The 13,284-nt window shown below is 39.4% G+C and carries 14 protein-coding genes; 6 read left to right on the forward strand and 8 right to left on the reverse strand.

The features are described from left to right. Positions 1–90: 90 nt before the first annotated feature. From HXT47_RS04110 to HXT47_RS04135, 6 genes are all read left to right on the forward strand, one after another. A complete protein-coding gene (locus HXT47_RS04110) occupies positions 91–1,530 on the forward strand; it encodes a UTP--glucose-1-phosphate uridylyltransferase (RefSeq protein ID WP_004106635.1) in 1,440 nt (479 codons plus the stop codon). A 292-nt stretch (positions 1,531–1,822) separates the two neighbouring features. Beyond that, the gene (locus tag HXT47_RS04115; RefSeq protein ID WP_004106631.1) at positions 1,823–3,742 is read left to right on the forward strand and encodes a helix-turn-helix transcriptional regulator; all 1,920 of its coding nucleotides are present in this window, start codon (positions 1,823–1,825) and stop codon (positions 3,740–3,742) included. Between the two features lie 2 nt (positions 3,743–3,744). Continuing rightward, positions 3,745–4,086 carry a hypothetical protein gene (locus tag HXT47_RS04120; protein ID WP_004574254.1) on the forward strand — a complete coding sequence of 114 codons (342 nt, stop codon included), beginning with the start codon at positions 3,745–3,747 and terminating at the stop codon, positions 4,084–4,086. A 27-nt stretch (positions 4,087–4,113) separates the two neighbouring features. Further along, complete coding sequence (locus HXT47_RS04125; protein WP_421788884.1) at positions 4,114–6,747, forward strand: DEAD/DEAH box helicase; 2,634 nt, start codon at positions 4,114–4,116, stop codon at positions 6,745–6,747. Positions 6,748–6,856: 109 nt separating this feature from the next. Beyond that, a complete protein-coding gene (locus tag HXT47_RS04130; protein ID WP_004106625.1) occupies positions 6,857–7,204 on the forward strand; it encodes an RNA polymerase-binding protein RbpA in 348 nt (115 codons plus the stop codon). Beyond that, entirely contained in the window at positions 7,197–7,931 is a 735-nt protein-coding gene (locus HXT47_RS04135) for an HAD hydrolase-like protein (protein WP_064340295.1), read from the forward strand. The genes HXT47_RS04130 and HXT47_RS04135 overlap by 8 nt, the downstream gene beginning before the upstream one ends. Positions 7,932–8,186: 255 nt before the next feature. On the opposite strand, the gene HXT47_RS04140 is transcribed toward HXT47_RS04135, so the two are convergent. From HXT47_RS04140 to rpe, 8 genes are all read right to left on the reverse strand, one after another. Next, positions 8,187–8,456, reverse strand: coding sequence for a hypothetical protein (locus HXT47_RS04140; protein WP_421777327.1), 270 nt, complete (start codon positions 8,454–8,456; stop codon positions 8,187–8,189). 118 nt (positions 8,457–8,574) lie between these two features. Continuing rightward, complete coding sequence (locus HXT47_RS04145) at positions 8,575–9,180, reverse strand: MerR family transcriptional regulator (protein WP_004106620.1); 606 nt, start codon at positions 9,178–9,180, stop codon at positions 8,575–8,577. Further along, complete coding sequence (locus HXT47_RS04150; protein WP_004106618.1) at positions 9,158–9,598, reverse strand: FHA domain-containing protein; 441 nt, start codon at positions 9,596–9,598, stop codon at positions 9,158–9,160. Before HXT47_RS04150 ends, HXT47_RS04145 begins: the two co-directional genes overlap by 23 nt. 18 nt (positions 9,599–9,616) lie before the next feature. Continuing rightward, the gene (locus HXT47_RS04155) at positions 9,617–10,453 is read right to left on the reverse strand and encodes a DUF881 domain-containing protein (RefSeq protein WP_004574263.1); all 837 of its coding nucleotides are present in this window, start codon (positions 10,451–10,453) and stop codon (positions 9,617–9,619) included. A 3-nt stretch (positions 10,454–10,456) separates the two neighbouring features. After that, positions 10,457–10,789, reverse strand: a complete 333-nt coding sequence (locus tag HXT47_RS04160; protein WP_004106615.1) for a small basic family protein — start codon at positions 10,787–10,789, stop codon at positions 10,457–10,459. A 2-nt stretch (positions 10,790–10,791) separates the two neighbouring features. Beyond that, positions 10,792–11,841, reverse strand: coding sequence for a DUF881 domain-containing protein (locus HXT47_RS04165; protein ID WP_004106613.1), 1,050 nt, complete (start codon positions 11,839–11,841; stop codon positions 10,792–10,794). A gap of 19 nt (positions 11,842–11,860) precedes the next feature. Next, positions 11,861–12,466, reverse strand: coding sequence for a CDP-alcohol phosphatidyltransferase family protein (locus tag HXT47_RS04170; RefSeq protein WP_064340298.1), 606 nt, complete (start codon positions 12,464–12,466; stop codon positions 11,861–11,863). Between the two features lie 123 nt (positions 12,467–12,589). Next, positions 12,590–13,255 carry a ribulose-phosphate 3-epimerase gene (gene rpe, locus HXT47_RS04175; RefSeq protein WP_004574269.1) on the reverse strand — a complete coding sequence of 222 codons (666 nt, stop codon included), beginning with the start codon at positions 13,253–13,255 and terminating at the stop codon, positions 12,590–12,592. Positions 13,256–13,284 lie beyond the last annotated feature (29 nt).

The following is a 13,284-nucleotide window of genomic DNA, read 5'->3' on the forward strand; positions in this document are numbered from 1 at the left end:
ATTTCAAAATAACCGTTAAAAGCAATATTTGCGCAGCGACGCACAAATCGCTAAACTATTAAGGTCACATGCATACGAGGAGGCTTTTACATGGATGACGCGTTTGAGTTGTCCGCTGCAAAGATGCGCGAACAAGGCATGAGCGAAATTGCTATTGAACAATTTAAACACTTATATAATGCTTGGAATTTAGATAAATCAGGGGATAAGCCTGCGGAGTTTATTCGCGAGAGCACGGTTGAGCCTATTAAAAGCGTTCCAACTTTCCACGAAATTTACGAAACTATTGATCACGACAAAGCTGTTAACGCATTCGCAAAAACTGCTTTTATTAAATTAAATGGCGGTTTGGGAACATCTATGGGCTTGTCTTGCGCAAAATCTTTACTACCAGTTCGTAGGCATAAAGCTCGCCAAATGCGCTTTATTGATATTATTATTGGACAAGTTCTTACAGCTCGTCAACGATTAGGAGTTAATCTTCCGCTTATTTTCATGAATTCTTTCCGCACGTCTCATGATACTTTGCAAGTACTAAAACGCAATCGCAAGTTTGTGCAAGACAATATTCCTGTAGAAATTATTCAACATCAAGAACCAAAATTAGTAGAGGAAACTGGAGAACCGGTTTCTCACAAGGAAGATCGATCTCTTGAATGGTGCCCTCCAGGTCACGGCGATATTTTTTCAACTCTGTGGGAATCTGATTTATTGCATACTCTTAAAGAAAATGGAATTGAGTATTTGTTTATTTCAAATTCTGACAATTTAGGTGCTAGACCGTCGCGCACTCTTGCTCAACATTTTGAAAATACTGGCGCACCTATCATGATTGAGGTTGCGAAGCGAACGCAAGCAGATCGTAAGGGCGGTCACATTGTTAGGGACGCGCAAACAGGAAGACTAATACTACGAGAAATGACACAGGTTCATCCTGAGGATCGTAGAAGCGCACAAAGCATTAAAAAACATCCATACTTCAACACAAATAATATTTGGGTTCGTGTAGATGCTCTAGAAAAAAAGTTAAAAGAGCACAAAGGAATTTTGCCTTTGCCTGTTATTTTTAATCACAAAACTGTTGACCCAACTGACGAAAGCAGCACACCAGTAGTGCAATTAGAAACAGCAATGGGCGCAATAGCTTCACTTTTTGATGACGCAATTTGCGTAGAAGTTGATCGCATGCGTTTCTTGCCTGTTAAAACAACCAATGACTTATTTATTATGCGATCAGATAGATTCCATCTTACTGATTCATATGAAATGGAAGATGGTAACTATATATTTCCTGATATTGATTTGGATCCACGTTATTACAAAAACATCAATGATTTCAACGAAAGATTCCCATATTCTGTTCCAGCTTTAGCTGCTGCAAAATCAGTAACTATTAGAGGGGATTGGACATTTGGAAATCAAGTTTCAATGTTTGCTGACGCTGTTTTAGAAGATACAGGAGAACCAAGTTATGTGCCGAACGGAGAATTCGTGGGACCGCAAGGAATTGAACCAGACTCTTGGGTTTAAAGCAGATTTCTTGCAAATATGCGATTTTTATTGATAGTAAATAAAATTATCTATAAAAAAGTTATATGGCGTGTCGCGAAAAAATGGCGTATTTTCAACGTTGTTGATGTTCGTGTGAATAAAAAATACATAATTATTAGAAGTTTTTTAAAAAATGTCCACACGTACCGCAAAACACCATTAAAATAGAAAAGGTGTGCGCAGTATTGCAACACAAGTTTTGCTGCATTTCGTAGTCGCTTGTATGCAAGGCGCATAAGTAAATTGATACAAACATGATACGTGAGGACTAATGGTAGAAGGAAGCAACGGAAGGCGACGTTTTTCCGACAAATGGGGCAAACACGAGTTAGATGTACTCGCTGTATTGTCTTCCGCATTCCCGCAATGGCTGACTTCGCGTCAAATTGCACAGCGCGTAAAGGCATATGCAGATTCGTACGGTGAGCTTGCAGATCAAGCAGCTAAAGCAGCATTCGCAAAACAATTCCAGCGAGATCGCGCAAAGCTTGCTGCTATGGGTATTGCAATCGAATCTAGGCAGCCAGAATATTCTTCAAAGTCCGAAGGTCAAGACTTTGCGTCTTATCGTTTGCAATTAGGCGATGAACCTCGCGTACGTTTACGTTTCGACCAATCTGAATTACCAGTTTTAGCTGCAGCAAATTATCTTGCTCGTTCAATGTCTATTTCTTCTCTTGATTCAGGTCAACACGAGCAACAGCGCACTTCTCGCACTGCTCCTAGAGTTCCACAAACTCCTATTCCTGGCTTAGGCTTGGATTCAATCGCACCTGGTCTTGGAACACAAATGCTACCTGATTCATTGGTAAAAGTTATTGATTCTCGCAGATTTGCCGCAACTGTGGATGTCGATGGTGAACATTTAAACGTTGCTTATACTGATGCTGACGACTTAGCGATGTTTGTGCTAGAACATCCTGGATCTAGCGTAGTAAGCCCTCAAGAAGCAGTTGATGCTTTCCATCGCCGTTTGCACGCAGCAGTTAATTTTGCTCAATGTGACGAAAATGAGCAAAAAGATGAAGAAGATGCTATACAAGAAGCGCAAAATATTGAAGAACAAAATAGCGACACTGATAAATCGCATACCAAAAAAGGCTCTTCATTCCAAACTGGAAGTGAAGTAGATCGTAGGCTTCGATTGATGCTTTTCTTGTCTGCTCATCTTGGAGAGGAATTCCCATTAGACGAGCTTGCTGAGCGTTTTATTGGTAGACCAAAAAGCGATGATGAACTTCGTCGATTTGTTACAATTCTTCACAAGGATATAAATACTCTTACTACTGTTTCTGACGATGGGGAAATGGCCGGAAGCCAATTCTTTGATATAGATTGGACTCTTCTTGAGAACGAGGGAATTGTTTCTGCTACTAATTCTCTAGGATTGGAAAGACTTGCTGGAATTTCGCAGCAATATTTGAGCATGCTTACTGCGTCTGCTAATTATTTGGCACATTCCTTGCTTTTGCCTATTGAGCAGCGCACACAAGCTGAATCCTTGTATAAACGTCTTCGCCGTCATGTTCTTCCTGGTCAAACTCCATGGCTGAGTTTAACAGGTTACGAAATTGAGCCTCGAAATTGTTCTATTGTTCGCAGTGCTATTAACTCTGGATCTTTGCTAGATATGGAATACACTGACGGGGCAGGACGTATTCGCCGCAAGATTGTTGCACCGTCGAAGATTTACGTTGATGAAGGCGTTTACTATGTTGCAGTGTGGACTGATGTAGAGCAGCAAACACCAGAAGATAAACGTGAATTTGTTGCTAAAGATACGACAATTAATAAAGCGAATGGATTGCCTCGCATTTGGCAAGTTCTTCGCGTAGCACGTATTGAACGTGCAGAAGTTGTAGAGCCTGTATCTCAAGTTGAAATTCCAGATGTGCCAGTTAGTGAACTTCGTAAATGGTGCTTTGATAACGGAACTGAAACTTGCTTCATTACCGACGAAACAGAATTGAACTTTTTGAAGAATCTTTCTGGAGCCACTATGGAAACTTGTGGCAGCGGAGTAAAAGTCCATCTTACTGTTTCTTCTGATTCATGGTTCGTTGCTTTTTGCATTGCTCACGCACGTCATATTACAGCTGTTGCTCCTGAAACATTGCGCAGTATGATTATTGCTCGCGCTCAACGTGAATTAAGCGTTAATCACGCTGATAATGCGAATACAGAGGAATAACAATGCCTTGGTGGATTTGGCTACTCATAACAGTTTTTATGCTGATCATGGTAGCGCTAGGAGTTGTTATTGTCGTTTTAAGCGCAATAAAAATAGCTAGGGTCTGCTTTGGCATTTCCGAAGACGTTTCTTCTAGATTTGAACGTTTGCATGAACCAAATAAAGAAGATAATGAAAATCCTCGAGATCCATTATTTACACTTCCTATTAAAGATGCAACGAATCGATATGAGCGAACGCACGCAAGAGTTATTGAGCGTCATCAAAAAATTCGCGAAAATCACCGTAAAATATGGCAGCATTGGGATAAAAAATCTCTTCGCGAAGAAGACATTCAGCTATAGCATATAAGAAAGCGACTAATACTTTTTATGTCTCATTTATCACATAAAAAAGACTGCAAAAATAAATCAAGCAATCCAACTGACTGCAATGAGAATGATGTAGTATTATCTCCTTCACAACGTTTCGCAGCTTTTAAAAATACAATGAAGCACGAGCGTTCAATGGCATCTAAATTTGAGCGTTCTTTGTCTTTTGAACTTGATGATTTTCAACTTGATGCTATTGATGCACTAGAAAATGGCAATAATGTTTTAGTTGCTGCTCCTACTGGAGCTGGTAAAACTGTTGTTGCGGATTTTGCTGTATTTCTTGCGCAAAATCGCAATGTAAAAGCTTTTTACACAACGCCTATTAAAGCTTTAAGTAATCAAAAATATCACGATTTCTGCGAACTGTACGGCTCAGACAGAGTAGGGTTATTAACTGGAGATACTTCTGTAAATCCTGAAGCAGACATTGTTGTAATGACTACTGAAGTTTTAAGAAATATGCTTTACGAGCATTCGATTACGTTGCAATCTTTAGGTTTTGTCGTTCTTGACGAAATTCATTATCTTGCAGATAAATTCCGCGGAGCTGTGTGGGAAGAAGTTATTATTCACCTTCCGAAATCAGTGAAAATTATTGGGTTGTCTGCAACTGTTTCAAATGTTGAAGATTTTTCTGCATGGCTAGAATCAGTGCGTGGAGAAACTCATTTGGTTGTCGACGAACACAGACCTGTGCCTTTAGAAAGACATGTTGTTATTCAAGAGGATTCTGTAACTGAGCCTGAGTTACTCGATTTATACGACCATGACAATAATGGGAACGTAACTAAGCGCGTTAACCCTGCATTGACTAGGAAACTTAATGAATTTGAATACCGCGCTCGTCGCCGTAAAGAATCTTACAGCGATAGCAAATACCGTTACAGAAAAGGTAAGAAGCACAGTATTAACGGGGGAGTTGCACAGTTAGATAAATGCGCGAAACGACATACTCCTCGCCGCTGGGCTGTTATTGACGAATTAGATTACCTAGGAATGCTGCCAGGAATTTATTTTATATTCTCTCGTTCCGGATGCGATCAAGCTGTTCAACAATGTTTAAACGCAGGATTAATACTTACATCTGATGAAGAAATGTACGAAATACGTAAAATTGTCGACAGCATGGTTGCAAATCAACTTTCTAAAGAAGATTTACACGCTTTAAGCTTTGAGCGTTTTCGTTTTGCTCTCGAACAAGGATTTGCAGCACATCATGCCGGTATGATTGCGTTATTCCGTCACATTGTTGAAACGCTATTTGAACGCGGACTTATTAAAGTTGTTTTTGCAACAGAAACACTTGCTTTAGGCTTAAATATGCCAGCTCGAAGCGTTGTTGTAGAAAAGCTAGTAAAATTTGACGGTACTGGGCATGTACCTCTTACACCTGGAGAATTTACGCAACTTACAGGTCGTGCTGGAAGACGTGGAATTGACGATATTGGTTACGCAATTCTTGTAGATCATGCTGATTTTGTTCCTCAACAGGCTGCAGCGCTTTCTAGTAAACGCGTATACCCACTACATTCCAGCTTCGTTCCTACGTTTAATATGGCAGTTAATTTGCTGAACTCAAGCGATGCAGATACTGCTCGAACAACACTAGATCGTTCTTTTGCTCAATGGGAAGCTAATGCTTCTGCTGAACGTTTACATAATCGCATGAACGAACTTGAAACAGCTCTTAAAGGCTATGAAGAAGCATTCCACTGCGAACATGGGGATTTTGCTGAATTCTTACAATTACGTATGAAGCTTAAAGAAGCTCAACACGATCAACGCCGTAAACTGAAACATACTTTATTCCACACAGATGCAGAACGCACAGCAGCGTTTAAAGCGCTGGATGATGTTATTGCAAATCTTAAAGAAGCTGAGCGAACGCATCCGTGTGCAGGTTGTGCAGATATTCAACAACATTTGCGTTGGGGCTACCATTGGATTAGAGAACATAAGGAACTTGATCAAGTACGTGAACGCTACGAATCTCGTACTGGTTCTGTTGCTAGAACTTTTGACCATATTTGTGACGTATTGTACAGTTTGGATTATTTACAATCTGAAGATTCTTCACAAAACCAAATTTTGCACCTTACTGAGCGCGGTCAATTGTTAAGAAGGTTGTATAACGAACTAGACATTGTATTTGCTGAAGCTATTTGCGAAGGAATTTTTAATAATCTTTCACCACTTGAATTATTATCGTGCTTGTCTGCATTAGTTTATGAATCTAGAGGACCTGCAGGGGGAGAACCTAGACGATATCCAGGCGGCAAGGATGGCGCGATATTTAATACAGTATTGCGAATGAAAGAATTATTTATGCGTACTAGCGCATTATGCGCAGACGCTCATTTGCCAGCGTTAAGACCGCTTGAATTTGGTGCTGTAGATATTATGTATGATTGGGCTAATGGTGCTGATCTAGCTGAAATTTTGCGCAATACTGACAGCACTGGAGGAGATTTCGTGCGTCAAGCTAAACGTCTTATTGATTTACTTACTCAACTTTTCGCAGCAGGAGAATATTTACAATCTATAGATGGCGTAGATAAAAATCTTTCTTCGTGCGCTTATGAAGCTGCAAAACTATTAAACCGTGGAGTTGTTGCATACTCAGATGTATAAGTATGAGCATATACAAATAAAACGCATGTATTTTGTATATATAAATCGTTTTTATATATATAGTCCGTGCAATTCGGTAATTTTATAAAGTACTACACAAGGAGATACTATGGCAGAACGCAGTTTACGCGGTATGAGCATTGGTGCGAAATCATTAGAATCTGACGATAATGTAGATTTCGCGGCACGAAATGATGTTGTGTATGTGTGCCCAAAGGGACATCGCACGATTCTTCCTTTTGCTCAAGGCGCAGAAATTCCTGAAGAGTGGGAATGCCGCTGCGGCACGATTGCACATCGCGAAGGCGACGATGATCGTCCAGATGATGATTTCAACAAGCCTTCTAGAACGCATTGGGATATGCTGCTTGAACGTCGTAGTGAAGAAGAATTAAAAACTTTACTAGACAAACGTCTAAAAATGCATCATGAGGGCTGGATTCCTGACTATGAGTGAATTCTCGGTGACTTCAGGATGCACTAGTCGTCGCATTATTCTGCTTGATCTTGATGGCACATTAACAAAGTCAGATGCTGGTATTATTACTTGCGCAAAGCTTGCATTGAAAGAATTGAAACAGTCTATTCCGGACGATGCTGAAATGCATCGTTTTATAGGTCCTTCAATTTTAGAATCTCTTCAACGCAATAATGTGCCTGAATCGCTGCTAGCAAAGGGACTTGCTACGTATCGCAAGTATTATTCTGAAGTAGCAACTTTTGATGATCCAAATAATCCTGGTAAAAAGATTCCAGGATGCCTACTTAACAAAGTATACGATGGAATACTTGAGCAACTCACAAAACTTCGTGAAGCTGGATATTATTTAGCAACCGCATCTTGCAAGCCAGAATATCAAGTAAAGCCTATTTGCGATTATTTTGGTTTAACGAAGTATCTTGACGGAATTTATGGCGCTAGCAAAGATATGTCGCGCATTAGCAAAACTCAAGTTATTCGTTATGTTTTTGATGAGATTGATTACAATCCAGAAAAAGGCGACAGAGCTTTGATGGTTGGAGACCGCTGGACTGATGCCGACGGAGCAAAAGATTGCGGCTTGGATTGCTTGGGATGCGCTTGGGGCTATGCTGAGCCTGGCGAGCTTGAAGCACACGGATCTTACAGAATTATTGATAACGTAAGCGAATTAAGCACTGCAATTTGCGAATATTTCGCTTAATCTAATCAGAATTTTTGTCGTAACGGCTTTTTCTTTACACCCTCGTAAAGTTTCGGTCGTTTTTTGGCGGGAAAACGGCTTTTTCTTTACATACATGCACAGTTTCTGTCGGTTGAGCTTATTATTTGACTAGATTTACTTGATATTTATCCGATAATGTACGTTATGTCAAATTAGAGATAAATAATCAAACACAACCAACAAAATCTCAACTACTATCAAATAATATCCCTACGATACTTCTTACTAAATAATCTAAGACTTGCAACTTCGGTACGCACAAAATAGCATTGCAAAAATATTGACAAAAATAAGCGCGATAATAATCACATATGACGTAATCAGCGTTGATCTCATTAATAACCAATAATCATCGCGAACAAATCCAAAATCGCGAACAATATGTAAAAGCATGTACGCAAGCATTGCGCAAGGAAGCCCACAACAATGCGTAATAACAATACTCCAAGGCATTAAACCAATAGAATTTCTCTTATTACTATTGCTAATACTATTTGCCTTCAAATAAGCATTTTTTCGAAATTTTACTAAAAAACGCACGCAAGCAAATAAACTATAGAAAAACAATGATACTGAAGCAAACCAGCAAATAACAGCGATAATAACAACTACAAACATGCCATTATCCCCACGTTTCCTGAACAAGACTCCATGAGTTTGAAGATGTATGAGAAGTAGGTTTTGAATAAGATTTGCGAGTAGACTTACTACTTTTTTCTTCAACTTGCGTAGCATCAACAGAATTTTCAGAAGATAAGTCCTCTTCAACTCTAGAAACAATGCGGCCAACAGCAATAGCAAATACTGCTAAACCAGAAGCAAGCATACTACGCATATTATCTTGATTCTCATCGCACTCTTGAACAGATTGACCATCACAAATAATAGTCATATTTCTCAAACGCTCTTCTGAGTATCGATTAAGAAAAATAATAGCCGTAGTAACATTAACTAAATTAACGCCAGCATCAAGCAGCCTTTTAGCTACAGCCATAATCGCAATATCCTTAAAAGAATACAAACGACGAGAACCAGAACCGCTAGATGCATGAATTGAAGGCTCTATAATGCTTTTACGAGCCCAATAATCGAGTTGCCGGTAAGTAATACCGGCAACCTTCATAGCGACACTACCACGGTATCCTGAAGCGTGATCAGCAGACAGAGAAAAATTAAAAAGCTCCCCCTGTACTGCGTTAATCACATTATCGGACTGTGACTGCGTCATGTGCGAAAAATACCAGTCTGAATTTGCCAATCATAATTTCATCGCCATTATGCAGCACTGATTCATCAACACGTTCACGATTTACATACGTACCATTTAGACTTCCAGAATCTGAAATGCTAAACACGCCATTATGGCGCTTAAACACTGCATGAGCACGCGAAACAGTAGAATCATCTAACAAAATATCAGCATGCGAATCGCGCCCAACTGTTACTAAGTCTTCATCGAGAAGATAGCGAGAACCAGACACTGCTCCCCTAGTTGAAATCAACAACGCAGTACCAGGACGTAGTTTCGCTATAGTATCAAAATCATCCTGCTGCATAGGACGATCTGAAGTTGTATTCATTGGAATATGAATAGCTGGCATACCAATAATAGTGGTTTCGCCAGCTGTAGGAATCGGTTCAGTCATACTTGCTATTCTACCTTGTTACTCGACTGGTTTTGCATATTCGTACTGTTTTGGTTCGCGTGTCGAAGTAATTTCTACCTCATCAGGCACTGAAACCATTACAGAAGAACCAAATTTAATTTTTAAACGCGACCCAACACCGCCTGCAATATTAACAGCATTTTGCAAATTCTGAGGGTCACCAATTGCTTTCACAATATAAGGAGGATCAATCATAATATTGTCACATATAAGACCATGCTTAGTTTGTGAAATATAGCTTGAAGTAACTATTCTCACACCGTTAATAGACATAACTTCTACGCCAGCATTTCGCAATTCCTCTATTAGCTGAAACATCGTAGCGGCATCAATATTCTCTTTTTCACCTGCGGTAATGTGAACTACAATACCTTTACCTACTGCCGGCAGACGTCCAGAAATAAGACCATTTGCTTGAGCATTCTGCTGAGCAATGCGACGAGCTTCATCTTGTTTATCTACTGCTTCACGCAACGAATTAAGCTGACCTGTTAATTCACTTTTTCGGCTTTCCAAACTCTGAATTTGAGAATGAGTTTCTGTAATAAGACGCGTCAACTCCTCTTCACTCATTGTTTCATACAAAAGTGAGTTACTACGATTAACTTGAATCATGTACGCAAAACCTAATAAAGCGCAGAGCAACATCATTAAAAAGCCCGTAAATATACGCGCCCGCGTCACATGACCACTTAGTGAAGATTTTACTTTACGATGAACTGCTGGGAAAGATCCAGTTTGAGTTTCATCACTTTCACGATCATGCGCTTTTTGACGACGCATTTTATGAAGAATATCATCACCTTGTGGAGAATGAGAAAACATTGAAACCATATGCTAACTCCTGAAGATGAAACGACGAATTGCAGAAACGTTAGAGAAAATACGAATTCCTAAAACAACAATAACTGCAGTTTGTAATTGTGCACCTACACCAAGCTGATTTCCAAGTAAAACAAGCAACGTAGCTGCTATAACGTTTGAGAAGAATGAAATAACAAAAACTTTATCCGAAAAGTTTCTTTCAAAATATGCACGTGCAGCACCAAGCAACGCATCTAGTGCTGCAACGACCATAATAGGTAAATAAGGCTGAATGACAATAGGAATATCTGGATGAACAACAACTCCAATTAATACTCCCAAAATTAATCCAAAAATCGCTGCCATGCTTATCTCCTAATTCTCTCGTTGGCAAAACTGATATCGCCTGTGTTTGCTGCGCTGAGTCGTATAACTCTCGAAGGTGAAACCTGTGGATTAATGCCTGCATTAGCTAAAGATGCGTACCATTTCATGCGTTTCATATCATTACACTGTTTAATTAAATCATCAGAATCGCCAATAACTTCAATAACATATGGACTTTGAGTTTGATTAACTCCAATAAGAATAGTTTGGCCAGCAACACGAATAGAAGTTTGTGCTCCAAGTCTATGCCCATTAACAGAAATAGCTTCAGCGCCTGCTTTCCACAATAATGATACAAATTGTTGAATATCGCGATCTGTAACTAATCGCATTCTTGCGCCATTACTCTCGCGAGGCAAAGAACCGCTATTCACATCGCTCGAAGCAGAAATAGGATTAGCAATAGTTACAGTAATCCCAGAACCTTCTACAGCATGAGTGCCATTAACCATATCATCTGATTTACTAACTTCATCCTCTTCAGGCGTAGTAATTTTTTGCGACTCATGATCTACGTTATTTCTCAATAACGTTACTTCTTCTACAAGCTTATCGAAACGAGACGTATAACCTGACAACTCATTAGCTAATGAAGAACGTATTGCTTTTCTAGGATCAGTGTGTAACTTACGAACAAACTGACTCCCAACAGTACCGATAGAAACACACAATAAAAATACTATAGCTCTAGTGAACCACAGATTAAACGGTTTAACAGGTTGTTTACTTAATCTTGCATCCATAAACATTGGATCAACCGGACGATTAGTTAAATCATCAATAAGACGCAAAGCATAATCGTCAATATAACGTCTACGATCATGATTGTGAGCAAAACCACTAGGAGACATTACAACATGATGCGTTGAAATACCAGTAAATGAGTGCGAGAATAATGCTCTACGCCTAGTTAACAACATTCCATCAGGAGCAGCAAAAGACATTGGCATAGTGCTTTTATGAGACGTATGTTTTACATCTAAATCTTTGATACTATCTTTTAAACTAACAAATTCATCTTGCTTAGTCATATGTGCGTACACGCCTTATTTAGTTTTTTCTTGACTTAGCAAGTAACAAATAAGCTTGCATATAGTAAAGCAAGCCAGCATACCAATATAGAGCAATACCCCACACTCCACATGCAAGTGCAGCAGCATAAAGCAGGAACATAGACTCAGTAGCTACAGCATAAACAATCATTAAAGAAACGATCGAAAGCATAAGAAGCGCTGTACCAGCTTTACCTACAAAGTTAACAGGCAAAGGACCATAATCTCTTTGCGCAAGTACTATTACAAGTACAGCCATAATAACATCACGCAATACTACTAATAAAAGTGCCCACCAAGGGATAATCATTGCAACAGCTAAAGCTAACGTACTGCAAAAAATCAATAGACGATCAGCTATAGGATCAAGGATTTGACCCAACTTACTAACTTGATTCAAAGTACGAGCAATATAACCATCAAGACAATCAGAAAACGCAGATATTGCTAAAACAATAAGAGCAAAAGTCATCTGATGCTGTGTAATAAGCCAAGCAATATAAGGAATTGAACATATGCGCAAAAAACTGATTAGATTAGGTATTGTCAAAACTCGATTCATTGCTTCAGGACTATATTCCTGATTAATAACGAACTTAGTCATAATATCTTCCTCATACGAAATCACTCAATTAATCAGCATATATTCGCATCAAAAAAACTCGCTTGTTGTGCAATACTTAATATGTTGGGGACATATTTCATGTCCCCAACATACATCTAATATTTATTCGTGCCAAGCAGCTTTTGCAGTATTACGAATAGCTTCAATCGCCTCTTTAGGACTTTCTGCTCCATAAACTGCAGAACCTGCAACAAGCACATCAGCACCAGCTTCAGCAACTATTGCTGCAGTTGAAGGACTAACTCCTCCATCGACCTGAATATGAGTCTGCAATCCGCGACGAGTAATTTCGTCACGTAAACGGCGAACCTTATTCATTTGATTAGCTAAGAACTTCTGTCCACCGAAACCAGGCTCAACAGTCATAATAAGAACCATATCGAATTCATCAAGAATATCGAAAATAGGTTCAACTGGTTCCGCAGGGCGCACAGCAAAGCAAGCTTTACAACCCATATCGCGAAGCTGACGAGCTAATCTCACTGGAGCATGAGTAGCACCCATATGGAAACTCACAGAAGCAGCTCCAAGCTTAGCGTATTCTGGAGCCCAACGATCTGGATCCTCAATCATCAAATGTACGTCAACTGGAAGTTTAGTAACCTCACAAATTCGCTTAACAATTGGTTCACCCAAAGTCAAATTAGGTACAAAGTGATGATCCATTACATCGACATGAACAAGATCCGCATTAGATATTGCATCAAGGTCACGCTCAAGATTGCAAAAATCTGCGGAAAGAATGCTAGGTGCTATTTGTATATTCATGTGTACTATTCTAGAAAATGCAAGCGACT

This window comes from Gardnerella sp. DNF01205, from assembly GCF_049244135.1.
GTDB classification, from domain to species: Bacteria; Actinomycetota; Actinomycetes; order Actinomycetales; family Bifidobacteriaceae; genus Bifidobacterium; species Bifidobacterium leopoldii.